At 62.7% G+C, this 22,851-nt stretch carries 18 protein-coding genes and 1 other RNA gene; 10 read left to right on the top strand and 9 right to left on the bottom strand.

Annotation, left to right across the window (positions count from 1 at the left end; genetic code table 11):
- Positions 1-37: 37 nt before the first annotated feature.
- Positions 38-1,429 (top strand): GABA permease, encoded by a 1,392-nt coding sequence (gene gabP, locus ACLCGK_RS13990; protein ID WP_003258117.1) that lies wholly within the window; start codon positions 38-40, stop codon positions 1,427-1,429.
- A 57-nt stretch (positions 1,430-1,486) separates the two neighbouring features.
- On the opposite strand, the gene ACLCGK_RS13985 is transcribed toward gabP, so the two are convergent.
- The gene (locus ACLCGK_RS13985) at positions 1,487-2,350 is read right to left on the bottom strand and encodes a LysR family transcriptional regulator (protein ID WP_024087774.1); all 864 of its coding nucleotides are present in this window, start codon (positions 2,348-2,350) and stop codon (positions 1,487-1,489) included.
- Positions 2,351-2,621: 271 nt separating this feature from the next.
- Between ACLCGK_RS13985 and ACLCGK_RS13980 the strand changes: the two genes are divergently transcribed.
- Positions 2,622-4,160 (top strand): MFS transporter, encoded by a 1,539-nt coding sequence (locus ACLCGK_RS13980; protein ID WP_410952203.1) that lies wholly within the window; start codon positions 2,622-2,624, stop codon positions 4,158-4,160.
- Between the two features lie 229 nt (positions 4,161-4,389).
- On the opposite strand, the gene ssrA is transcribed toward ACLCGK_RS13980, so the two are convergent.
- The 5 genes from ssrA to ACLCGK_RS13955 all read right to left on the bottom strand — a co-directional run bounded on the left by ssrA (position 4,390) and on the right by ACLCGK_RS13955 (position 11,233).
- Positions 4,390-4,784: a transfer-messenger RNA gene (ssrA, locus tag ACLCGK_RS13975) on the bottom strand.
- Positions 4,785-4,883: 99 nt separating this feature from the next.
- Positions 4,884-5,180, bottom strand: coding sequence for a hypothetical protein (locus tag ACLCGK_RS13970; RefSeq protein ID WP_013974305.1), 297 nt, complete (start codon positions 5,178-5,180; stop codon positions 4,884-4,886).
- Positions 5,181-5,467: 287 nt separating this feature from the next.
- On the bottom strand, positions 5,468-8,278 hold the full coding sequence (locus tag ACLCGK_RS13965; RefSeq protein ID WP_410952202.1) for an FAD-binding and (Fe-S)-binding domain-containing protein: 2,811 nt from the start codon (positions 8,276-8,278) through the stop codon (positions 5,468-5,470).
- A 75-nt stretch (positions 8,279-8,353) separates the two neighbouring features.
- Positions 8,354-9,499: an FMN-dependent L-lactate dehydrogenase LldD gene (gene lldD, locus ACLCGK_RS13960; protein WP_013974303.1), complete on the bottom strand. Its 1,146-nt coding sequence runs from the start codon at positions 9,497-9,499 to the stop codon at positions 8,354-8,356.
- Between the two features lie 63 nt (positions 9,500-9,562).
- Positions 9,563-11,233 (bottom strand): lactate permease LctP family transporter, encoded by a 1,671-nt coding sequence (locus tag ACLCGK_RS13955; protein ID WP_015271872.1) that lies wholly within the window; start codon positions 11,231-11,233, stop codon positions 9,563-9,565.
- A 256-nt stretch (positions 11,234-11,489) separates the two neighbouring features.
- On the opposite strand from ACLCGK_RS13955, the gene ACLCGK_RS13950 reads away from it, so the two are divergent.
- A complete protein-coding gene (locus ACLCGK_RS13950) occupies positions 11,490-12,257 on the top strand; it encodes an FCD domain-containing protein (protein ID WP_013974301.1) in 768 nt (255 codons plus the stop codon).
- A 115-nt stretch (positions 12,258-12,372) separates the two neighbouring features.
- On the opposite strand, the gene smpB is transcribed toward ACLCGK_RS13950, so the two are convergent.
- Positions 12,373-12,855 (bottom strand): SsrA-binding protein SmpB, encoded by a 483-nt coding sequence (gene smpB / locus ACLCGK_RS13945; protein WP_013974300.1) that lies wholly within the window; start codon positions 12,853-12,855, stop codon positions 12,373-12,375.
- Between the two features lie 162 nt (positions 12,856-13,017).
- Here smpB and ACLCGK_RS13940 point away from each other — a divergent pair, with 162 nt between their 5' ends.
- A complete protein-coding gene (locus tag ACLCGK_RS13940) occupies positions 13,018-13,452 on the top strand; it encodes a type II toxin-antitoxin system RatA family toxin (protein ID WP_410952201.1) in 435 nt (144 codons plus the stop codon).
- 61 nt (positions 13,453-13,513) lie between these two features.
- On the opposite strand, the gene ACLCGK_RS13935 is transcribed toward ACLCGK_RS13940, so the two are convergent.
- A complete protein-coding gene (locus ACLCGK_RS13935; protein WP_015271871.1) occupies positions 13,514-14,047 on the bottom strand; it encodes an outer membrane protein assembly factor BamE in 534 nt (177 codons plus the stop codon).
- A gap of 97 nt (positions 14,048-14,144) precedes the next feature.
- On the opposite strand from ACLCGK_RS13935, the gene fur reads away from it, so the two are divergent.
- A complete protein-coding gene (fur, locus tag ACLCGK_RS13930; RefSeq protein WP_015271870.1) occupies positions 14,145-14,549 on the top strand; it encodes a ferric iron uptake transcriptional regulator in 405 nt (134 codons plus the stop codon).
- 190 nt (positions 14,550-14,739) lie between these two features.
- Here fur and recN read toward each other — a convergent pair whose 3' ends face one another.
- Positions 14,740-16,413: a DNA repair protein RecN gene (gene recN / locus ACLCGK_RS13925; RefSeq protein ID WP_061551376.1), complete on the bottom strand. Its 1,674-nt coding sequence runs from the start codon at positions 16,411-16,413 to the stop codon at positions 14,740-14,742.
- Between the two features lie 191 nt (positions 16,414-16,604).
- Here recN and grpE point away from each other — a divergent pair, with 191 nt between their 5' ends.
- From grpE to carA, 5 genes are all read left to right on the top strand, one after another.
- Positions 16,605-17,162 carry a nucleotide exchange factor GrpE gene (gene grpE / locus ACLCGK_RS13920; RefSeq protein ID WP_003258073.1) on the top strand — a complete coding sequence of 186 codons (558 nt, stop codon included), beginning with the start codon at positions 16,605-16,607 and terminating at the stop codon, positions 17,160-17,162.
- Positions 17,163-17,263: 101 nt separating this feature from the next.
- The gene (dnaK, locus tag ACLCGK_RS13915; RefSeq protein WP_015271867.1) at positions 17,264-19,189 is read left to right on the top strand and encodes a molecular chaperone DnaK; all 1,926 of its coding nucleotides are present in this window, start codon (positions 17,264-17,266) and stop codon (positions 19,187-19,189) included.
- A gap of 197 nt (positions 19,190-19,386) precedes the next feature.
- The gene (gene dnaJ / locus ACLCGK_RS13910) at positions 19,387-20,511 is read left to right on the top strand and encodes a molecular chaperone DnaJ (protein ID WP_013974296.1); all 1,125 of its coding nucleotides are present in this window, start codon (positions 19,387-19,389) and stop codon (positions 20,509-20,511) included.
- Positions 20,512-20,524: 13 nt separating this feature from the next.
- On the top strand, positions 20,525-21,331 hold the full coding sequence (gene dapB, locus ACLCGK_RS13905; protein WP_410952200.1) for a 4-hydroxy-tetrahydrodipicolinate reductase: 807 nt from the start codon (positions 20,525-20,527) through the stop codon (positions 21,329-21,331).
- Between the two features lie 327 nt (positions 21,332-21,658).
- On the top strand, positions 21,659-22,795 hold the full coding sequence (gene carA, locus ACLCGK_RS13900; protein ID WP_013974294.1) for a glutamine-hydrolyzing carbamoyl-phosphate synthase small subunit: 1,137 nt from the start codon (positions 21,659-21,661) through the stop codon (positions 22,793-22,795).
- The last annotated feature ends 56 nt before the right edge of the window (positions 22,796-22,851 follow it).

The raw sequence follows: 22,851 nt of genomic DNA, 5'->3' as shown, positions 1-22,851 counted from the left end.
CGTCCATCCTTGTGTCAGTAAAAAGAGAACAACATCAATGAACACCGTGGGATCTGATGGCAACCTTGCACAAGGTTTCAAGCCACGTCACGTAACGATGCTGTCCATCGCCGGCATCATCGGCGCCGGACTTTTCGTCGGCTCTGGCCACGCCATCGCGGCAGCCGGGCCAGCTACCATAATTTCCTATTTCGTGGCCGGGACCTTGGTGGTACTGGTCATGCGCATGCTCGGCGAAATGGCCGTGGCACACCCGGACACCGGATCGTTTTCCACCTACGCCGAGCAGGCCATCGGCCGCTGGGCCGGCTACACCATCGGTTGGCTGTACTGGTGGTTCTGGGTACTGGTAATCCCGATCGAAGCGCTGGCCGCCGGGCATGTGCTGAACGCCTGGTTCCCGCAGGTGGACAGCTGGATATTCGCCCTGGCTTCGGTGCTGCTGCTGGCTGGTACCAACCTGTTCAGCGTGGCCAAGTACGGTGAGTTCGAGTTCTGGTTCGCCATTCTCAAGGTCACGGCCATTCTCGGTTTCATCGGCCTGGGTTTCGCCGCACTTATGGGCTGGCTGCCCAACCGCGAGGTCAGTGGCCTGAGCAGCTTGATGGCCGAGCACGGCGGCTTCGCGCCGAAGGGCTGGTCGGCCGTGGTTGGTGCGTTCATCACCGTGATGTTCAGCTTCATCGGCACCGAAGCGGTGACCATCGCCGCGTCCGAGTCGAGCGACCCGTCGCGCAACATCGCCAAGGCCACTCGCTCGGTGATCTGGCGCATCAGTACCTTCTACATCCTGTCGATCTTCGTGATCATTTCGGTGGTGCCGTGGAACGACCCGCAGCTGGCGGTGGTGGGTTCCTACCAGCGTGCGCTGGAAATCATGAACATCCCCAATGCAGCCTTCATGGTCGACCTGGTGGTGCTGGTGGCAGTGACCAGCTGCATGAACTCTTCGATCTACATTGCCTCGCGGATGATGTACTCGCTGGCCAAGCGCGGTGACGCACCGGCCATGCTCAACAAGACCTCCAAGGTCGGTGTGCCACGCGCTGCGGTATTCGGCAGCACGCTGATCGGCGCGGCCATTGCCATCCTCAATTACTTCGCGCCGAAGGGTGTGTTCGAGTTCCTGCTGGCCAGCTCCGGTGCTATTGCCTTGCTGGTGTACATGGTCATCGCGATTTCGCAGCTGCGCATGCGTCGTCGCCTGGAGCGGGAAAACACCGAGCTGAAGTTCCGCATGTGGCTGTTCCCGTACCTGACCTGGGCGGTGATCCTGTTCATTGGCGGGGCACTGGCGGTCATGATGTTCACGCCTGAACACCGGGCAGAGGTGAGCTCGACATTGGGCCTGGCGATCGTGATTTCCTTCCTGGGGATCGTGACCACGCGGGGCAATGCGCAACCTGTGGGGGTGCGTTCGATGGGGTGATTGAGTTCACCTGGCGGTAGGGCAAAGGGCACCAGTGGATGGGTGCCCTTTGTTTTTTCAGCCTTTCATCATCTTGATGTATCTGATTGCCGCCGGCGCTTTCTCGAAGCGCCGGTGGATCAGGCTAAGCCACGAGCTGGCCTGGCAGTCGACAATACGCCGGTAGTGCACCTGCGGCAGGCTGATGCGCTGCACCACCGATTCCGGCACCACTGCGATGCCTTGGCCGAGAGACACCAGGGTGATCACCGCCACCAGGCTGCCCGGCTGAGGGCCGAGCCTCGGGACGAAACCACCTTGTGCTGCCACTTCCAGCGTGCCGGAGATCTGTTCGGGCAGGATGAAGGTTTCATTGGCCAGGCGCGAGGCCGGGATCTGCGGCACTTCATTTATCCGTGAGCTGGCGGGCAGGGCGAGGACGAAACCTTCCTGGTGCAAGGCGATAGCTTCGAGTTCCTCGGGCAGCTCCATCGGCGAGCGCACATAGGCAAGGTCAAGCAGGCCGTCGCGGACCATACCGGGCAGTTCGGCCATGGGCAGTTCGCGAATGTTCAGGCGTACGCCGGGGCAGGTTTCGCTGTAGCGGCTGACTTGCTGCTGGAGCATGCCCGAGTACGCGGCCGAAGCCACATAGCCCAGTTCGATGCGCCCGCTTTCGCCTCGAGCGGCCCGTTGCGCGCCCAGTTGTGCAGCATCGAACTGGCGCACGGCATGTTCGGCCTCGATCAAAAGCGCCTGGCCCGCTGCGGTGAGGTTGACCTCGCGCTGGTTGCGCTCGAACAGGCGCACGCCCAGTTCGCGCTCCATGTCCTGGATCTGCCGGCTGAGCGTGGGCGGGGCGATGCCCAGCTGTTCGGCGGCACGGGTGAAATGACCGTGGCGGGCGACGCAGAGGAAGTAGCGGAAATGGCGGATTTCCATGGGTGTTACCTGCAGGGTAATGACGCGAGCCGCCGTGGCTAACAAGCCTGGGGGCTGGTGGCGTTATGGTGAGGCCAACACTACAAGGCTGGTGGCTTGGCGGCAAAGGCTGCCTGGGAATTGCAGGGGACTGCTTTGCAGTCCATCGCAGGTACAGGTATTGCGCAATCCTCGAAGGCGGTGCGGTCCCTGTAGGAGCTGGCTTGCCTGCGATGGGCTGCAAGGCAGCCCCGGCGATTTGACCAACCAGCCCTGCATCCGGAGCCTCACCATGCCCTCTGCGCGTTTCACCCTGCTCACCGCCTCCCTGGTCTGTGCCCTGATCATCCTCGACACCAACATCGTCGCGGTCAGCCTGCCCAGCATCGCCCGCGACCTGTCCGGCTCGTTTGCCGATATCGAATGGGTGGTCAGCGCCTACCTGCTGGCCTTTGCCGCCTGCCTGCTGCCCGCTGGCAGCCTGGCCGACCGCTTTGGCCGCCGCCGCATGCTGCTGCTCGGCCTGGCCCTGTTCGGCCTCGCCTCGCTGGCCTGTGGCGCGGCGCCCAACCTGCTGTTCCTCGACCTGGCCAGGGCAGCCAAGGGCGTTGGCGCGGCATTGCTGCTGACCTCGGCCCTGGCCGCGATCGGCAACCGCTTCCACCAACCCCAGGAACGCATGCGCGCCTGGGCCTTCTGGGGCGCCTGCATGGGCGCCACCATCACCTTTGCGCCGCTGCTGGGCGGGTTGATCGCCAGCACCCTTGGCTGGCGCTGGATCTTCTACATCAACCTGCCGTTGGTGGCAGTGCTCGCAGTGATGGTGCTGCGCAGTGTCGAAGAGTCCCGTGACAGCGCTGCGGCCCGGCTCGACCCATGGGGAAGCCTGACTTTCGCCGGCAGCCTGGGTTACCTGATCTGGGCAATGATCGATGCCAACCAGGTGGGCTGGGGCAGTGCGCAAACCCTGGGACGGCTGGTGATCAGCGCCTTCCTGTTCGGCCTGTTCGTCATGGTCGAGCGCAGCCAGGAACGGCCGATGATCGACCTGCGGCTGATGCGCAGCGGGCGCTTCGTTGGCGCCTTGCTGGGGATGTTTGCCTATGCTGCCTGCGCCCAGGTGATGATGACCCTGCTGCCGCTTTACTTGCAGAACGGCCTGCAGCTGTCGGCCCTGGCCGCAGGGGCGGGCATGCTGCCGTTTGCCGTGGCCATGCTGCTGACGCCACGCCTGGGCATGCGTCTGGCTGCACACTTGAGCCCGGCGCAGGTATTCGCACTCGGCCTGGTTTTGGTCGGGGCGGGTAACCTGCTGTGTGCCTGGGCCACTCAGCAAGGCGGTTACGGTACATTCGCCCTGGCAAGCCTGGTGCTGGGTGGCGGTGCCGGGCTGCTGAATGGCGATACGCAGAAGAACATCATGGCTTGCGTACCGCGTGAGCGTACCGGCATGGCTTCGGGGTTGAGTACAACCACGCGGTTCGGGGCGATCGTGCTGGCCATCGGTGGGTTGGGTGGTGTGCTGGCTGCACGTAGTGGGCAGTTGCTGTATGAGGCCATGGCTGCCGTGGCGCCTGGGCAATCGGGCCAGGTTTCCGCGATGGCTACCCGGGTTGCCGCGGGTGATTTGCAGGCGGCGTTGGCGTTGCTTGAGCCCAGGTTGCGGGAAACGGTGGCACCCTTGGCCCGCCAGGCGTTCATCGGGGGCTTCGAAGCCGTGTTGCAGGTCGCCGGTGTGGCGGCGCTGCTGTTCGCGATGCTGGTTGGCGTGTTGCTGAGCCGGCCGCTGCCGGTCGTGCCGGAAGTGTTGCTGGCTGAGAGGGAATCATGAAGCTGGCGGCGGGCATCACGACCTGGCGACTGGGGCGACCAGCGCTTGCTGTCACTCACGTGGTGGAAGCCGTGTTTGGGTTGAGAGCCCGGTGAAGAGCAAACCGGCGCAGGGAGTATCTTTGGGAAACGCCCTATGCGGAAAAGCCTGATTCTGACTTTGTGGGCTCGCACAACCCAAAATCCAGGCACAAAAAAAGACGCCCGAGGGCGTCTTCTTCTTTGGAATTTGGTGGAGCCGGGGGGATTTGAACCCCCGTCCGCCAGTACTCCGCTGTCGGTACTACATGCTTAGCCGTGTCTACTGAGTTAATCCGCAGCCGCCCGACGGGCAGGGTGCTTTGGACGAGTTGGGTAAGTTTTAGTCGCTTTGCCCCCAACGTGCTACACGACGATCCTGTTCTGTATGACAATCATTTCGGGTTTACAGGCATCCCCTGATGATTGCTGGAGCCGAAGCTACCAGAAGGTCGGGCTCGGCTGCTTACGCAGCGAGAGCGTACTCCGCCTCGAAGTTTTCGTCATTGGCAACTATAGAAAGTTGCAACAGTGGATTTACGAGTTCTGTTACCAACTCGGCATGCACCTAGAGTTTCGCTACCGGCGTCGAATCCTGATCGGCCCCACACTAGCTCTAAGCTAACGCACCTTACGGTACGTGAGGCTGAGTATACGCCATTGCGCGGGCGACGTCGACAGCCGGTCCGGTCGCCCGCTTTTGGGCTCACGCGCCGCTACCGCCGCCGCTGGTGCCGCTGCCTTTCTCCGTTTTTTCCAACCGCTCCAGGACTTTGCTGGTGATGGCGATGCATTCCTTGGTGTCCCCCGATGCCTGGGCAGCCTTGGCTTTGTCGACGTGCTCGGTGATGGCCTTGTCCAGGCCTTCGGAGGTGGCGCCGGCGGTGGCCATGCTGTCGTCGATCTTTTGCAGGTTGGCAGTGCAGAGGTCTTCGGCGGCGAACACCGGCGAAGCCAGCAGGGTGGCGGCCGCGAACAGGGCCGAAAGCGCGGTACCTTTCATGGGAGTCTCCTTCTGGGCCTCTGGAAGGTGGGCCTGTAAGGATGGACTGTGGAGGATTGGCGGGGGTTCAATCGGATGCTGGCGGGGGATGGCACCGGCTTTGCCGGTGTTCGCGGCTGAAGCCGCTCCTACAGGTAGGGCGTGCGCCCAAAGCCGGCGCTGTAACTGTGGGAGCGGGCATGCCCGCGAAGCAGGCTGCGCGGTGTATGGCACCGGCTGCGCCGGTGTTCGCGGGCTTGCCCGCTCCCACAGGGATTGCGGCAGCTATCAGGTTTTGCGTTAAACGGTCATATGCTGCGTGGCCGGGTGACGCGGTCTACAAGGTAGACCAGCCCGTGGTAATCGATGCCACTATGGCTGGACAGGCCGATCTCGCAGGTGCGGCTGGTGGAGATGCCTTCGCTGCAATATTGCACCGCATCCTTCAGGCTGCGCAGCGAGTGGGCGTTGAGCTCGGGGGTGGTGAAGCCTTTGTCACCGGCAAAGCCGCAGCAATGTATGCCCTCCGGGATCACCACCTGTTTGCTGCACCGCCGCGCCAGGTCGATCAGCGCCTGGCTTTCGCCCAGGTGCTGGGTGCTGCAGGTCACATGCACGGCCACTGGTTCGTCCTGGGGGGTGAACTCCAGGCGCTCGAGCAGGTGGGTGCGGATGAAGCGCACTGGGTCGTACAGGTCCAGCCGGGTGTCGCCCAGGTCCTGCACCAGGCGCAGGGTGCAGGGGCTTGTATCGCAGTAGATAGGGTCGAGGCCGCCGCGGCTGGCGTGCAGCAGGGCGGCAAGCAGTTCCTGGCGTTTGTGTTCGGCCTGCTCGGGGTAGCCCTTCGAGGCGAACGGTTGGCCGCAGCACAGGCTGTCGGCGTTGTCAGGGAACACCACCTGGTAGCCGGCCTTTTCCAGCAGGGCACGGGTCTTGTCCAGCAGCGAACTCTGCTCGCGGTCGGCATAGGCCGGGCCCATCACCCGCGAGACGCAGGCAGCCAGGTACACCACGCGAGGGCGGGCGTCGTTGCTGGCCGGGCCGAAGTCCAGTGGGCGCAGTGGTTGTGGCATCGCCGGGGTCCACTTTGGCAGGCGGCCTTTGCTGGCTTTGTTCAGCGAGGCGCTCAGGCGGCCCAGGCGTGGGGCGCCGAGCAGCTTGCGTGCGGTATTGGCGGCGGTCAGGGTCAGGCGCGCGCCGCCCAGGGCGGTGTGGAAGTGTTCGGCCAGCCAGTCGGCGGTTTTTTCGTGTTCGGCGGCCTGGCTGCGCAGTTTCTTCACCAGTTCGCCGGTGTTGATGCCAACCGGGCAGCGCTGGGCGCACAGGCCGGTGGCGGCGCAGGTGTCGATGCCCTGGTACTGGTAGGTCTGGCGCAATTCCCGGGTGTCGATGCCGGCGCGCTGTTTGGCCTGGATGTCACGCCACATGACGATGCGCTGGCGTGGGCTGAGGGTCAGGCCTTTGGAAGGGCACACCGGTTCGCAGAAGCCGCACTCGATGCACTTGTCGACGATCTCGTCGGCAGCGGGCAGCGGCTTGAGGTTCTTCAGGTGAATGTCCGGGTCTTCACTGAGCACCACGTCAGGGTTGAGGATGCCGTTGGGGTCGAGCAGGCGCTTGAGCTTCCACATCAGTTGATAGGCGTCGTGGCCCCACTCCAGCTCCACGAACGGTGCCATGTTGCGCCCGGTGCCGTGCTCGGCCTTGAGAGAGCCGCCGAACTCCACCGCGACCAGTTGCGCCACGTCGTCCATGAAGGCCTGGTAGCGTGCGACTTCCTCGGCGCTGTTGAAACCCTGGGTGAAGACGAAGTGCAGGTTGCCTTCCAGGGCGTGGCCGAAAATGATCGCTTCATCGTAGCGATGCTTGTCGAACAGCTGGATCAGGCGGTTGACGCCTTCGGCCAGTTGCTCGATGGGGAAGGTGACGTCTTCGATGATGACGGTGGTGCCGGTCTGGCGTACGGCGCCGACGGCGGGGAAGGTGTCCTTGCGGATTTTCCACAGCTGGTTGTACACGGCGGGGTCTTCGCTGAAGTCCACCTGCTGTTCCAGTGGGAAGTCGGCGATCGAGGCCATCACCTGTTGCAGCTGTTCATGCAGCAGGCTCTGGCTGGCGGCGCGGGATTCGATCAGCAGGGCGCAGGCGTTGTCCGACAGGCCTTTTACCCACAGTGGCATGCCGGGCATGTTCTGCACCGAGCGAAGGCTGCGGCGGTCGAGCAGTTCAACGGCCGAGACCGGCTGGCGCTTGAGCACGGTCACCGCGCGGCAGCAGCTTTCCACGCTGGGGAAAACCAGCAGTGCGCTGGCTTTGTGCGGGTGGTCGGGCACGGTGTCGTAGGTGACGGCACTGATGAAGCCCAGGGTACCTTCGGAGCCGACCAACAGGTGCTGCAGGATATCCAGCGGTTGGTCGTAGTCCACCAGTGCGTTCAGCGATAGGCCAGTGGTGTTCTTCAGCCGGTATTTGTGCCGGATGCGCTCGGCGAGTGCAGTGTTGGCGCGGGTCTCGCGGCCCAGGCGGGCCAGTGCTTCCAGCAGGCCGGCGTGACTGGCCTCGAACGCGGCGACGCTGGCCGGGTCTTCGCTGTCCAGGCGCGTGCCGTCGGCCAGCACCAGGCGCAGGCCGGCCAGGGTGTGGTAGGTATTCTGCGCCGTGCCGCAGCACATGCCGCTGGCGTTGTTGGCGACGATGCCGCCGATCTTGCAGGCGTTGATCGACGCCGGGTCGGGGCCGATCTTGCGCCCGAAGGGAGCCAGCCAGGCATTGGCCTGGGCGCCGATGACGCCGGGCTGCAGGCGGATCTGCTCGCCTTGGCCGCGGATTTCGCGGCCGTTCCAGTTATCGCCCAGCACGATCAGTACCGAGTCGCTGATGGCCTGGCCGGACAGGCTGGTGCCTGCGGCGCGGAAGGTGACCGGCACCCGCTCGCGCTGGGCCAGTTTGATCAGGCCGACCACTTCGTCTTCTGACTCGACGCGCACCACCAGCTTGGGGATCAGCCGGTAGAAGCTGGCATCGGTGCCGAAAGCCAAAGTGGAGGTGGGGTCGTCGAAGCGGCGTTCGGCGGGGATCAGGCGCTCGGCATCACGCAGGAACGCGGCGGGCAGGCTCATGCAGTCTCCTCGCGGGGCCGTGGCGTCTGTGCGCCCCATGCCCCGGGTCAATCAGGCGGTCGTTCTTGCGGGCGGTCAGGCGCCCAGTTCGCGTACCAGCGAGTCGCGGGTGATCTCGCTGATCGACTTGGCGCCGGTCAGCACCATCGCTACGCGCATTTCCTTTTCGAACAGCTCCAGCAGGTTTTTCACCCCGGCCTGGCCGTGCACGGCAAGGGCGTAGAGGAAGGCGCGGCCGATCAGTACGGTGTCGGCGCCGAGGGCGATCATGCGCACCACGTCGAGGCCGCTGCGGATGCCGGAATCGGCGAGGATCTTCAGGTCACCTTTGACCGCATCGGCAATTGCCGGCAGGGCGCGGGCACTGGACAGCACGCCGTCGAGCTGGCGACCGCCGTGGTTGGACACGACGATGCCGTCGGCACCGAACCTGACCGCATCGCGGGCGTCATCGGCATCGAGGATGCCCTTGATGATCATCGGGCCATCCCAGAACTCGCGGATCCACTCCAGGTCTTTCCAGGAGATCGACGGGTCGAAGTTGTTGGCCAGCCAGCCGATGTAGTCGGCAAGGCCGGTGGGGTTGCCACGGTAGGTGGAAATGTTGCCCAGGTCGTGTGGGCGCCCCATCACGCCGACATCCCATGCCCATTCGGGGTGGGTCATGGCTTGCAGCACGCGGCGCAGCGGGCCGTTCTTGCCGCTCATGCCAGAATGGGCGTCGCGGTAGCGGGCGCCGGGTGTCGGCATGTCGACAGTGAACACCAGGGTCTTGACCCCGGCGGCCTTGGCCCGCTCCAGGGCGTTGCGCATGAAGCCGCGGTCCTTCAGCACGTACAGCTGGAACCACATCGGCCGGTCGATGGCCGGGGCCACTTCTTCGATCGGGCACACCGACACCGTGGACATGGTGAACGGAATGCCGTGGGCCGCCGCCGCACGTGCCGCCTGCACTTCGCCACGGCGGGCGTACATGCCGGTGAGGCCGACCGGGGCCAGGGCCACCGGCATGCTCAGGGTTTCGTCGAACAGCTTGGTCTGCAGGCTGAGCTCGGACATGTTCTTCAGCACGCGCTGACGCAGGGCAATGCTGGCCAGGTCCGAGACGTTGTGGCGCAGGGTGTGCTCGGCGTAGGCGCCGCCGTCGGCATAGTGGAACAGGAAGGGAGGCAGCTTGCGTTGGGCCGCGGCGCGATAGTCGGTAGAGGCAGAAATGATCATGGATTCTCGCAGCGTTGCGTGTGGGGATTGCCGGGCGCGCGATGGCGCCCGGCCCCTTTCACTTTAGTGATGAACCAGCATGCCGGTCAGCCAGTAGGCCTGGATCAGAGTGATCAGGCCGACGATGGTGGCGAAGAACAGGCTGTGCTTGACGGTAAAGCGGAACAGGTCGGATTCCTTGCCAACCAGGCCGGTGGCGGCGCAAGCCACGGCGATCGACTGCGGCGAGATCATCTTGCCGGTCACGCCGCCGCTGGTGTTGGCCGCTACCAGCAGAGTGTCGTTGACCCCGATCTGGTGCGCGGTGGTGGCCTGCAGCGAGCTGAACAGGGCGTTGGACGAGGTGTCGGAACCGGTCAGGAACACACCCAGCCAGCCGAGGAACGGCGAGAAGAACGGGAACGCGGCACCGGTACCGGCCAGCACCAGGGCCATGGTCGAGGACATGCCCGAGTAGTTGGTGACGAAGGCGAAGGCCAACACCATGCCGATCGACAGGATTGGCCAGCGCAGCTCCCAGAAGGTTTCCTTGAAAGTGGTCAGACCAGTTTTGAAGTTGATCTTCAGCACGGCCATGGAGATCAGCGCCGAGAGGAAGATCGCGGTGCCGGTGGCAGAGATCGGGTCGAGCTTGAACACCGCTGGCATGGCGGTTGGCGCGGCGACGATCGGTGCGGTTTTGATCACCAGTTGGTCGAGGTGCGGGATGGCGAAGTTGAACACGAAATTGTACATCGCGCCGCCCGGGGCGAAGGCCGCCTTGAACGGTTTCAGGGTCCAGATGGTGACCAGCACGGTGAGGATCAGGAACGGCGACCAGGCCTTGAAGATCTCGCCAAAGCTGTAGGGGCTTGGTTGGCTGCCGCTTGGCTGGACCACGGCGGCACCGACGCTGCCCTTGGCTTCGGCGAACGAACGCTTTGGCTGCCAGACTTTCAGGAACAGGGTCAGGGCGATCAGGCTGGCCAGGGCCGAGGTGATGTCCGGAAGCTCCGGGCCGATGAAGTTCGAGGTGAAGTACTGGGTGACGGCGAAGCTCAGGCCGGCGACCAGGGCGGCAGGCCAGGTTTCCTTCACGCCACGCAGGCCGTCCATCATGAATACCAGCCAGAACGGTACGAACAGCGACAGCAGCGGCAGCTGGCGACCGGTCATGGCGCCAATGTGGAAGGCGTCGATACCGGTGACCTGGCCGGCCACGATGATCGGGATGCCCAAGGCGCCAAAGGCCACTGGCGCGGTGTTGGCGATCAGGCACAGGCCGGCGGCATACAGCGGGTTGAAGCCTAGGCCCACCAGCAGCGCGGCAGTGATTGCCACCGGTGCACCAAAGCCCGCCGCACCTTCCAGGAAGGCACCGAAGCAGAAACCGATCAGCAGCACTTGCAGGCGCTGGTCGTCGGTAATCGACAGCACCGAACTGCGGATCACTTCGAACTGGCCGCTCTTGACCGTGAGTTTGTACAGGAACACCGCGGCAACGATGATCCAGGCAATCGGCCAGAGGCCGTAGAGGAAGCCATAACCTGCAGCGGCGAATGCCATGTCGACAGGCATCTGGAAGGCGAAGATCGCCACCAGGATCGACAATGCGAGGGTGATGCTGCCGGCCACGTGGCCTTTGAGGCGGAACACCGCGAGGGCAAGGAAGAAGAAGACGATGGGGATGACCGCCGCCAGTGCGGACAGGCCAAGACTACCAAGCGGACTATAGATTTGTTGCCAGGTTTGCATATGGGGTGGCCCCTAATTGTTGTTGGTCAGGCACTGGCATTGGATAATTGGTAAGACCAATTTACAATGGCTGGGCGCTAGGTTAAAAGCGTCTTCGTGGGTGTGTCAATTTGTCCCGTGCAAAACTTTGGTCGTGTGCCGATGAGTGGGCATCTGATGGGCGGGGAAAATCGTCGGCTGGTGGGTGTTTGCAAGGCCCGGATCGGCGAGAATAGGCGCCCCCTGAAATCTGCCTGGGGTTTGTGGAGAGCATGTGATGGTTTTTGATCAGGTCCGCCAACGGCGCCTGTCCGACGACATCGTCGATCGGTTGGAAGGGATGATTCTGGAAGGTACGCTGACCTCGGGTCAGCGGCTGCCGGCCGAGCGCGTCCTTGCCGAGCAGTTCGGCGTGTCCCGCCCATCACTGCGTGAGGCGATCCAGAAGCTGGTGGCCAAGGGGCTGCTGGTCAGCCGCCAGGGTGGGGGCAATTTTGTCGCCGAGTCTCTGGGGTCCACTTTCAGCGACCCATTGCTGCAACTGCTTGAGCACAGTGCCGAGGCGCAGCGTGACCTGCTCGAATTCCGCCATACCCTGGAGGCGTCCTGCGCCTACTACGCGGCCCAGCGCGCCACCCAGCCGGACCGGGCGCGCCTCAAGGCGGCCTTCGATGCGCTGCAGGACTGCTATGCCAGGGCCGACGAAGTGACCCGGGCGGAGGAGGGCGCGGCTGATGCGCGCTTCCACCTGGCGATTGCCGAGGCCAGCCATAATGCCGTGTTGCTGCACACCATTCGGGGCTTGTTCGACCTGCTCAAGCGCAACGTGGTGACCAACATCGGCGGCATGTACCAGCAACGGACCGAGACCCGGGACATGCTGATAAGTCAGCACCGGGAGCTGTACCTGGCGATAGTCGAGGGCAGGGCGGAGGATGCGCGGGAAGTGTCCAGCCGGCACATTCTGTATGTGCAGGAGGTGCTGGAAGAGGCGCATGAAGAAGCGCAGCGAGTGGCGCGGGCGGAGCGGCGTAGCGGGCGTTGAGATCGGTGTTGGATTCTTCGCGGGCTTGCCCGCTCCTACAGGATATGCGCCGGACTCGAAGGCGGCGCGATACCTGTGGGAGCGGGCGAGCCCGCGAAGAGGCTAAGAAGAGGTATTACTCTTCCTTGCCCTTGTTTCGCACAGCCCGCTGCAGCTCGCGGTTGGAATCGCGTTCGCGCATGGTGTCGCGCTTGTCGAATTCCTTCTTGCCCTTGCCCAGTGCGATTTCGCACTTGATCAGGTGCTTGCTCCAGTACAGCGCCAGGGCCACGCAGGTGTAGCCTTTTTGCGCCACGGCCGCTTCCAGCCGCTCGAGCTCGCGCTTGTTCAGCAGCAGCTTGCGAGTGCGGATGGGGTCGGCTATGACGTGGGTGCTGGCCGTGGTCAGCGGGGTGATGTGGCTGCCGAACAGCCAGGCCTCACCGTCCTTCAGCAGCACGTAGCTGTCAGTCAGGTGCGCCTTGCCGGCTCGCAGGCTTTTTACTTCCCAGCCGGACAGGACCAGCCCGGCCTCGAACTTGTGTTCGATGAAGTAATCGTGTCGCGCCTTCTTGTTCTGCGCGATGGTCCCGGTCGGATGTTTCTTTTGTTTAGCCATAGGGGCGGCATTATAGGCAGTCGCCGCGTCGTCGGCTATGGGATTTCGGTGTGCTTGAGCCACTGCAATGAATACCGGACAATACAGCCCCTGTCTTTGCGACAGAACCTGTTTTCGGCACGCTGCGAAGCGCCGCCACCCAGCCTTGGAAGTGATGCCTGGATGACTACCCATATTCAACGCTCCGCCCTGCTGCCGTATCCCGCCCAGGCGCTCTATGATCTGGTCAACGATGTGGCCAGCTACCCGCAGTTTCTGCCTTGGTGCTCGGCCTCGACGGTGATCGAAGCCAGCGACACGCACATGCGTGCCAAGCTCGAAGTGGCCAAGGGCGGCATGAGCCAGCACTTCGTCACGCGCAATTTACTGGTGCCGGGGCAGTCTATCGAGATGAACCTGGAGGAGGGGCCGTTCACCCAGTTGCATGGCCTTTGGGTATTCAAGCCGCTGGGTGAAAAGGCCTGCAAGATCAGCCTGGACCTTTCGTTCGACTATGCTGGCCCGCTGGTGCGCGCGACTTTGGGGCCGCTGTTCAACCAGGCGGCAAATACGCTGGTGGATGCCTTTTGCCAGCGTGCCAAGCAACTGAATGCCTGACTGAAACAGCGGCAACAAAAAGCCCGGACCAGGTCCGGGCTTTTTTGTATCTGCTCGCCGCTTATTGAGGCGAGGTTTCCAGCGGCGCTGGAGTCGGGACCGGGGTGGTCTCGATGGTGTCGATTTCGCGCTGGATGGATTCTTCCACCGAACCTGGCTTGGCCGGTTTTTCTTCAGGCTGCGCGGTTGGCTGCTCTGGCTGGTTGGCCGGGCTGACCGTGGTGTCGCTGCTGCCGCCGAGGATTTCCTGGTCGCGGCTGACGCCTGGCATGAAGTCGCCGGACAGGCTCACCAACTGGTCGCTTTCGTTGAAGAACACGCTCATGCGTTCTTGCTGGCGTTTGCCGCCGCCTGGCTGCAGGCTGTACAGGTAATCCCAACGGTTGGTGTTGAAGGTGTCCTGGATTAGCGGGTTACCCATGATAAACCTTACTTGCCGGCGGGTCATTCCGGGGCGCAATTGGTCTATCATGTCTTGCGTAACGACATTGCCCTGCTGGATGTCGATTTTGTAAACCCCGGGAAACGAGCAACCGGCGAGTGCGAGCAGTCCCACTAGGGTGAGGCTGGTTAGCAAGAGCTTGGTGTTTTGCATCGGTGGGCGACTTCCACTATCTTGGCTGGACAACGTAAACCCCGATCATACCCGTATTAAGAGAAGCTGCGAAGCAGCATCGGCGAGAAAGCTGACCATGGTTGAAAATAGCGAATTGCGCAAAGCCGGTCTCAAGGTGACCCTGCCTCGAGTCAAGATCCTTCAGATGCTCGACTCTACCGAGCAGCGTCACATGAGCGCCGAGGATGTCTACAAGGCGCTGATGGAGGCTGGCGAGGACGTGGGCCTGGCCACCGTCTACCGCGTACTGACCCAGTTCGAAGCGGCGGGTCTGGTGGTTCGCCACAACTTCGACGGCGGTCATGCGGTGTTCGAACTGGCCGATGGCGGTCATCACGACCATATGGTCAATGTGGAGACCAGTGAAGTCATCGAGTTCATGGATGCCGAGATCGAGAAACGCCAGCGCGAAATCGTGGCCGAGCATGGCTACGAGCTGGTGGATCACAATCTGGTCCTGTACGTACGTAAAAAGAAGTAACGATTTTTATCGTTATGAATGACAAAGGCGACCTTCGGGTCGCCTTTGTGCTTTCTGGGGCTGGAAGTGTGTTGTCGGTGCTGGCCTCTTCGCGGGCACGCCCGCTCCCACAGGTACACCACAGATTTCAGGTCCTGTGATCATCCTGTGGGAGCGGGCGTGCCCGCGAATGGGCCTGAAAAAGAAGGGGTCAGGCCTTGCCGCTCACCACCATCTTGCGCGCATGCGCCAGGGATTCCTTGGTCAGGTCTATGCCGCCCAGCATCCGCGCCACTTCCTCCACTCGCTCACGTTTGCCCAGGTTGGCCACGGCGGTGTGGGTGGTGTCGCTGTTGCGCACCTTGTGCACGAACAGGTGGTGATGCCCTTGTGCCGCCACCTGCGGCAGGTGGGTAACGGTCAGCACCTGGCCGCGTTCGCCCAGGCGGCGCAGCAGTTGGCCGACGATTTCGGCAGTAGGCCCGCCGATACCGACGTCGACTTCGTCGAACACCAGGGTTGGAATGCGTGAAGTCTGCGCGGTAATTACCTGGATCGCCAGGCTGATGCGGGACAGTTCGCCACCTGAAGCCACCTTGGCCAGGCCCTTGAGCGGTTGGCCAGGGTTGGCGCTGACCAATAGCTCGATCTGCTCCAGGCCATGGGGCGAAAGGTCTGCTCCTTCATTGGGTGTAAGTGCGATACAGAAGCGCCCGCCAGGCATGCCCAGGCGCTGGATCTCCTGCTCGACGGCCACCGCCAACTGTTGGGCGGCCTGCTGGCGCAGCGCGCTGAGCTCGAGCGCCTTCTCTTTATAATGCTGGGCGAAAGCGGCCAGTTCTTCACCCAATCGCTCGATCGACTCATCACTGGCGTTCAGGCCCTCCAGCTCTTCCATCAGTTGCTGCTGCAGGTGGGGCAGTTCGGTTGGGTGCACTCGGTGTTTGCGTGCCAGCGTATAGATAGTGTCGAGGCGTTCTTCCAGTGCCTGCAGGCGCATGGGGTCGGCGTCGAAGTTGTCGAGGAAACGATTGAGCTCGCCCACGGCTTCCTCGACCTGAATCTGCGCGCTGGCGATCAGGTTGGCCGCTTCGCCCAGTGCCTTTGGCGAGTTGGGGGCGGCACCCAGGCGGTTGAGGCTGGAGGTGAGGGCGCTGAGCACGTTGCCCGAATCGCTTTCGCTGCACTGGTCGATGACCTGGCGGCAGATGCCGAACAAGGCTTCGGCGCTGGTCAGGTTCTTGTGTTCCTGCTCCAACTGCTCCAGTTCGTATTCACCCAGGCCGAGGTTGTCCAGTTCCTCCAACTGGTAGCTCAGTAGCTGATGGCGGGCGCGCTGCTCATCGCCGGAGTTGGACAGGCGCTCCAGCTCCAGGCGGGTCTGGTTCCAGCGCTTGGCCGCCAGCTGTACCTGACGGGCCAGGTCGACGGCGCCGGCGTACTCGTCGAGCAGGCGGCGATGGGTGTCGGTCTTGAGTAGTGACTGGTGCTCGTGCTGGCTGTGGATATCGATCAGCAGCTCGCCCAGTGCCTTGAGGTCGCCGAGCGGGCAGGGGGTGCCATTGATGTAGCCGCGGCTGCGGCCTTCGGCGGTGATCACCCGGCGCAGGATGCACAGGCCGTCGTTGTCCAGGTCACGCTCGGCCAGCCAGGCATGCGCCTCGGGGATGTCCACCAGGTCGAAGGTGGCGAGGATGTCTGCCTTGTCCGTGCCGGGGCGCACCACGCCACTGTCGGCCCGGTCGCCCAGGGCCAGACCGAGGGCATCGAGCATGATCGATTTGCCTGCACCGGTCTCACCGGTGATGACGGACATGCCTCGGGCGATCTCGAGGTCGAGGTGCTCGACGATGGCGTAGTTGTGAATGGACAGGTGCACCAGCATGGGGCGGCTCCCGAAAGTCAGGTCTGGTTATTTATACAGTACTTTTTTCGGGCCTGCCAATGCCCCTTGGCAGATTCTGTTGCAGCCGGGAAAACGACCTTGCCCCTTGAAGCTGGTTTTTCCGGCCCCATATAGCCGACATCAAAGGCGAGCCTGGCTCGCAGTCCACAAAATTGCGCAGGAGAGACCCCATGGCTGACGAACAGCTGAACGAGAAAGACCTTAACGTCGAAGAGACCGGTGCAGGTAATGCTGCCGATGCCCGCGTCCTGGAACTCGAGGAGCAGCTGGCCGCCGCCAAGGACCAGGCGCTGCGCGCCGTTGCCGACGTGCAGAACGCTCGTCGTCGTGCCGAGCAGGATGTCGAGAAAGCCCACAAGTTTGCCCTCGAGAAGTTCTCGGGCGACCTGCTGCCGGTGATCGACAGCCTGGAACTGGCCCTGGCGCACTCCAGTGCCGACGATGAGCACGTCAAGCAGATCCGCGAGGGTGTCGAGCTGACCCTGAAGATGTTCCAGGACACTCTCAAGCGCTACAACCTCGAAGCAGTCGACCCGCACGGCCAGCCGTTCAACCCAGAGCACCACCAGGCCATGGCCATGCAGGAAAACGCCGAAGTGGAGCCGAACAGCGTGCTGAACGTGTTCCAGAAGGGCTATCTGCTCAACGGTCGTCTGCTGCGCCCCGCCATGGTGGTGGTCAGCAAGGCGCCAAGCGCGGCGCAACCCTCGATCAATGAAAAGGCTTGAAATCCATCCGGGCATCCCCATCTAGGTGTCAAGCCTTCAAGTATTACCGCAGTTGGCCAAAGTAGTCGCTGCTACCAAATTCAAGTTTCGGGAGAGTTAACATGGGTAAAATCATCGGTATCGACCTGGGGACCACCAACTCGTGCGTCTCTGTTCTGGAAAACGGTAACGTCAAGGTCATCGAAAACGCCGAAGGTGCGCGTACCACCCCTTCGATCGTGGCCTACGCCAATGACGGCGAAATCCTGGTTGGTCAGTCGGCCAAGCGTCAGGCGGTCACCAACCCGCACAACACTCTGTTCGCAGTGAAGCGCCTGATCGGCCGCCGCTTCGAAGAAGATGTTGTACAGAAAGACATCAAGCTGGTGCCTTACAAGATCGTCAAGGCCAGCAATGGCGACGCCTGGGTGCAGGCCAGTGGCAAAGACATGGCTCCGCCGCAGATCAGCGCCGAAGTCCTGAAGAAAATGAAGAAAACCGCCGAAGACTACCTCGGCGAGCCAGTTACCGAAGCGGTCATCACCGTTCCGGCCTACTTCAATGACAGCCAGCGTCAGGCCACCAAGGATGCCGGTCGCATCGCTGGCCTGGATGTAAAACGCATCATCAACGAGCCAACTGCCGCTGCACTGGCTTACGGCATGGACAAGGCCAAGGGCGACCACACCGTCATCGTTTATGACTTGGGTGGTGGTACCTTCGACGTTTCGGTCATCGAGATTGCCGAAGTCGACGGTGAGCACCAGTTCGAAGTACTGGCTACCAACGGCGACACCTTCCTGGGTGGCGAAGACTTCGACATGCGCCTGATCGACTACCTCGTCGACGAGTTCAAGAAAGAGTCCGGCATGGACCTGAAGAACGATCCGCTGGCACTGCAGCGTCTGAAAGAAGCCGCTGAAAAGGCCAAGATCGAACTGTCCTCCGCTCAGTCGACCGACGTAAACCTGCCGTACATCACTGCAGACGCTACCGGTCCGAAGCACCTGAACGTGAAGATTTCCCGCGCCAAGCTGGAATCGCTGGTCGAAGACCTGGTTGCCCGTACCATCGAGCCTTGCCGTATCGCCCTGAAGGACGCCGGTATCGATGCAAGCAAGATCGACGACGTGATCCTGGTCGGTGGCCAGACCCGTATGCCGCTGGTGCAGAAAGCCGTTGCCGACTTCTTCGGTAAAGAAGCGCGCAAGGACGTCAACCCGGACGAAGCCGTGGCCATGGGTGCTGCCATCCAGGGCGCGGTGCTGGCTGGTGACGTCAAGGACGTACTGCTGCTGGACGTCAGCCCGCTGACCCTTGGTATCGAAACCATGGGTGGCGTAATGACTTCGCTGATCGAGAAGAACACCACCATCCCGACCAAGAAGTCGCAGGTGTTCTCGACTGCCGACGACAACCAGGGTGCCGTGACCATTCACGTGCTGCAGGGTGAGCGCAAGCAGGCTGCACAGAACAAGTCGCTGGGCAAGTTCGACCTGGCTGACATTCCGCCGGCTCCACGTGGCGTTCCGCAGATCGAAGTAACCTTCGACATCGACGCCAACGGCATCCTGCACGTCAGCGCCAAGGACAAGGCTACCGGCAAGTCGCAGTCGATCGTGATCAAGGCCAACTCCGGCCTGTCGGACGAAGAGATCGAGCGCATGGTGCGTGACGCCGAGGCCAACGCCGAGGAAGACCGCAAGTTCGAAGAGCTGGCCGCTGCCCGTAACCAGGGTGATGCGCTGGTTCACTCGACCCGCAAGATGGTCGCTGACGCTGGTGACAAGGTTACCGCTGAAGAGAAAGCCGCCATCGAGGCTGCCGTTGTTGCCCTGGAAGCCGCTGTCAAAGGCGACGACAAGGCTGCCATCGACGCCAAGGTCGAGGAGCTGTCCAAGGTTTCGGCGCCGGTTGCCCAGAAGATGTACGCCGAGCAGTCGGCCGAACAGCCTCAGGGCGGCGCACAGCAGGCCGAGCCGGAAGCCAAGCACGATGACGTGGTTGACGCTGAGTTCGAAGAAGTGAAAGACAACAACAAGCAGTAATCCCTGCATGTTGTCGGCCAGTTCACCGCCGTTTGGTGGTGAGCTGGTAGGATGTCGCCGCGCGGGGGCTTGCTCCCGCGTTGGCGTATCTGGAATTCGAGAATTTTTACAGCATCTGTCAGTGGCCCTGATGGGCAAAGGGCGGGTGCTGATGGCGCGGCGTAGATGCCAGACGCCCAACAAGGTGCAAATGACCTATGTCCAAGCGTGATTATTATGAGGTATTGGGTGTCGAGCGCGGCGCCAGCGAATCAGACCTCAAGAAGGCTTACCGTCGCCTGGCGATGAAGTACCATCCGGACCGCAACCCAGGCGACAAAGAGTCGGAAGACAAGTTCAAGGAGGCCAACGAGGCCTACGAAGTGCTGTCTGACGCCAGCAAGCGCGCTGCGTTCGACCAGTACGGTCATGCGGGTGTGGACCCGAGCATGGGTGGTGGTGGCGCCGGTTTCGGTGGTGCCAACTTCTCCGACATCTTCGGTGATGTGTTCAGCGACTTCTTCGGGGGTGGCCGTGGCGGCTCGCGTGGTGGTGCTCAGCGCGGCAGTGACCTGCGCTACACCCTGGAACTGAACCTGGAAGAAGCGGTACGTGGCACCACGGTCAGCATCCGTGTGCCCACGCTGGTCAACTGCCAGCCGTGCGACGGCTCCGGTGCCAAGAAGGGCTCGACCCCGTCTACCTGTCCGACTTGTGGCGGTATCGGCCAGGTGCGCATGCAGCAAGGCTTCTTCTCGGTACAGCAGACCTGCCCGCGCTGCCATGGCCAGGGCAAGATCATTACCGACCCATGCACCTCGTGCCACGGCGAAGGTCGTGTCGAGGAATACAAGACGCTGTCGGTCAAGGTGCCGGCAGGTGTCGATACTGGCGACCGCATCCGCCTGTCGGGCGAGGGCGAGGCTGGTACCCATGGTGGCCCGACCGGCGACCTGTATGTAGTGATCAACGTGCGTGAGCACGAGATCTTCCAGCGTGATGGCAAGCACCTGTACTGCGAAGTGCCAATCAGCTACACCGATGCTGCCTTGGGTGGCGAACTGGAGGTGCCGACCCTCGATGGTCGGGTGAAGCTGAAGATCCCGGAGGGTACCCAGACCGGCAAGCAGTTCCGCCTGCGCGGCAAGGGTGTTGCTCCGGTGCGCGGTGGTGGTGCGGGCGACCTGCTGTGTCGTGTGGCGGTGGAAACCCCGGTCAATCTCAGCCGTCGTCAGCGCGAGTTGCTCGAAGAGCTGCGTGATTCGCTGGAAGGCGATAGCTCTCACTCGCCCAAGGCCAGTGGCTGGTTCGATGGCGTGAAGCGCTTCTTCGGCGATCTCTGACAAGGAAATGGCTATGCGACGTATTGCAGTGATGGGCGCGGCAGGGCGGATGGGCAAGACCCTCGTCGAAGCCGTGCAGCAGCAGGCTCCCCAGGCGGGCCTGACGGCGGCGATCGACCGTCCGGACAGCTCGCTGGTGGGGGCTGATGCTGGTGAGCTGGCGGCCCTGGGCCGTATTGGTGTGCCGATTTCCGACGACCTTGGCAAGGTGGTCGATGAGTTCGACGTGCTGATCGACTTCACCCACCCTTCGGTAACCCTGAAGAACCTGGCGTTCTGCCGCAAGGCGGGCAAGGCCATGATCATCGGCACCACTGGCTTCACTCCTGAAGAGAAGCAGCAGCTGGCCGAAGCCGGCAAGGAAATCCCTATCGTCTTCGCCGCCAACTTCAGTGTCGGCGTCAACCTGTGCCTGAAGCTGCTGGATACCGCGGCGCGCGTGCTGGGTGACGATGTGGATATCGAAATCCTCGAAGCGCACCACCGGCACAAGGTCGATGCGCCGTCGGGCACCGCGCTGCGCATGGGTGAAGTGGTTGCCCAGGCGCTGGGTCGCAACCTGCAGGAAGTGGCCGTGTATGGCCGTGAAGGGCAGACCGGTGCACGTGAGCGTAAGACCATCGGCTTCGCCACCGTGCGTGCCGGTGATGTGGTGGGTGACCATACCGTGCTGTTCGCCGCTGAAGGCGAGCGCGTCGAGATTACCCACAAGGCTTCCAGCCGCATGACCTTCGCCAAGGGCGCCGTGCGTGCGGCGCTGTGGCTGGACGGGCGTGTGCCTGGCCTGTATGACATGCAGGATGTGCTCGAGCTGCGTTAAGCAGTTGGAGTGGTGTTGGCTTCTTCGCGGGCTTGCCCGCTCCCACAGGGATAGCGCCATGCCTGAGGGCAACGCTGTACCTGTGGGAGCGGGTTTACCCGCGAAGAAGCCGGCGCCGATGTCAGCCTGTCGCATTGATGTGTTTTAGAGGCACATCCGCGGTAGACCGAAAACGCACTTTTCTGTAAGCTACAGCTTTAGTGTGTCCACTAAAAGCGCGCAGCGAATTGAATTCAGCACATGAAAGCGGGGTGACGTGTCCATACGTCACTCCGCTTTTTTGCAACCTGCGATCGCCCTTTCATGCTTGATTTACGGGAGGTCTTCTTGACAAAGCCAGCCATACTCGCCCTTGCCGACGGCAGTATTTTCCGCGGTGAAGCTATCGGTGCCGACGGTCAGACCGTTGGTGAGGTGGTATTCAACACCGCTATGACCGGCTACCAGGAAATCCTTACAGACCCTTCCTATGCGCAGCAAATCGTTACCCTGACCTACCCGCACATCGGCAATACCGGTACTACCCCGGAAGACGCCGAGTCGAACCGCGTCTGGTCCGCTGGCCTGGTCATTCGTGACCTGCCGCTGCTGGCCAGCAACTGGCGTAACACCCAGTCGCTGCCTGAGTACCTCAAGGCCAACAACGTCGTCGCCATCGCCGGTATCGACACCCGTCGCCTGACCCGAATCCTGCGTGAAAAGGGCGCTCAGAACGGTTGCATCCTCGCCGGTGACAACATCAGCGAAGAAGCCGCCATCGCCGCTGCCCGCGCCTTCCCGGGCCTGAAGGGCATGGACCTGGCCAAGGTCGTTTCCACCAAGGAACGCTACGAGTGGCGCTCCAGCGTGTGGGAACTGAAGACCGACAGCCATCCGACCATCGAAGCCGCTGACCTGCCTTACCACGTGGTCGCCTTCGACTACGGCGTCAAGCTGAACATCCTGCGCATGCTGGTTGCCCGTGGCTGCCGCGTGACCGTGGTGCCGGCCCAGACTCCGGCCAGCGAAGTGCTGGCACTCAACCCGGACGGCGTTTTCCTGTCCAACGGCCCTGGTGACCCCGAGCCTTGCGACTACGCCATCCAGGCGATCAAGGAAATCCTCGAGACCGAGATCCCGGTATTCGGTATCTGCCTGGGCCATCAGCTGCTGGCCCTGGCTTCTGGCGCCAAGACCGTGAAAATGGGCCATGGCCACCACGGTGCCAACCACCCGGTCCAGGATCTGGACACCGGTGTGGTCATGATCACCAGCCAGAACCACGGCTTTGCCGTTGACGAGGCCACCCTGCCGGGCAACGTCCGCGCCATCCACAAGTCGCTGTTCGACGGCACCCTGCAGGGTATCGAGCGTACCGACAAGAGCGCGTTCAGCTTCCAGGGCCACCCTGAAGCGAGCCCAGGCCCGACCGACGTCGCGCCACTGTTCGATCGTTTCATCGATGCCATGGCCAAGCGCCGCTGAGCATCCTGCTTCAAGGCCCCGGGCCGGCTTGCGCCGCGCCCGGAAGCGCCTGACCC

The sequence above is a fragment of the Pseudomonas sp. S1(2024) genome (assembly GCF_046557535.1).
Note: the sequence above shows the minus strand (reverse complement) of the source record. Positions and strands in the feature narration are given on the sequence as shown.

Excerpts from the sequence above, each read along its gene's own strand:
- gabP (WP_003258117.1), top strand. The coding sequence starts at position 38 with ATGAACACCGTGGGATCTGATGGCAACCTTGCACAAGGTTTCAAGCCA.
- ACLCGK_RS13985 (WP_024087774.1), bottom strand. The coding sequence starts at position 2,350 with ATGGAAATCCGCCATTTCCGCTACTTCCTCTGCGTCGCCCGCCACGGT.
- ACLCGK_RS13980 (WP_410952203.1), top strand. The coding sequence starts at position 2,622 with ATGCCCTCTGCGCGTTTCACCCTGCTCACCGCCTCCCTGGTCTGTGCC.
- ACLCGK_RS13970 (WP_013974305.1), bottom strand. The coding sequence starts at position 5,180 with ATGAAAGGTACCGCGCTTTCGGCCCTGTTCGCGGCCGCCACCCTGCTG.
- ACLCGK_RS13965 (WP_410952202.1), bottom strand. The coding sequence starts at position 8,278 with ATGAGCCTGCCCGCCGCGTTCCTGCGTGATGCCGAGCGCCTGATCCCC.
- lldD (WP_013974303.1), bottom strand. The coding sequence starts at position 9,499 with ATGATCATTTCTGCCTCTACCGACTATCGCGCCGCGGCCCAACGCAAG.
- ACLCGK_RS13955 (WP_015271872.1), bottom strand. The coding sequence starts at position 11,233 with ATGCAAACCTGGCAACAAATCTATAGTCCGCTTGGTAGTCTTGGCCTG.
- ACLCGK_RS13950 (WP_013974301.1), top strand. The coding sequence starts at position 11,490 with ATGGTTTTTGATCAGGTCCGCCAACGGCGCCTGTCCGACGACATCGTC.
- smpB (WP_013974300.1), bottom strand. The coding sequence starts at position 12,855 with ATGGCTAAACAAAAGAAACATCCGACCGGGACCATCGCGCAGAACAAG.
- ACLCGK_RS13940 (WP_410952201.1), top strand. The coding sequence starts at position 13,018 with ATGACTACCCATATTCAACGCTCCGCCCTGCTGCCGTATCCCGCCCAG.
- ACLCGK_RS13935 (WP_015271871.1), bottom strand. The coding sequence starts at position 14,047 with ATGCAAAACACCAAGCTCTTGCTAACCAGCCTCACCCTAGTGGGACTG.
- fur (WP_015271870.1), top strand. The coding sequence starts at position 14,145 with ATGGTTGAAAATAGCGAATTGCGCAAAGCCGGTCTCAAGGTGACCCTG.
- recN (WP_061551376.1), bottom strand. The coding sequence starts at position 16,413 with ATGCTGGTGCACCTGTCCATTCACAACTACGCCATCGTCGAGCACCTC.
- grpE (WP_003258073.1), top strand. The coding sequence starts at position 16,605 with ATGGCTGACGAACAGCTGAACGAGAAAGACCTTAACGTCGAAGAGACC.
- dnaK (WP_015271867.1), top strand. The coding sequence starts at position 17,264 with ATGGGTAAAATCATCGGTATCGACCTGGGGACCACCAACTCGTGCGTC.
- dnaJ (WP_013974296.1), top strand. The coding sequence starts at position 19,387 with ATGTCCAAGCGTGATTATTATGAGGTATTGGGTGTCGAGCGCGGCGCC.
- dapB (WP_410952200.1), top strand. The coding sequence starts at position 20,525 with ATGCGACGTATTGCAGTGATGGGCGCGGCAGGGCGGATGGGCAAGACC.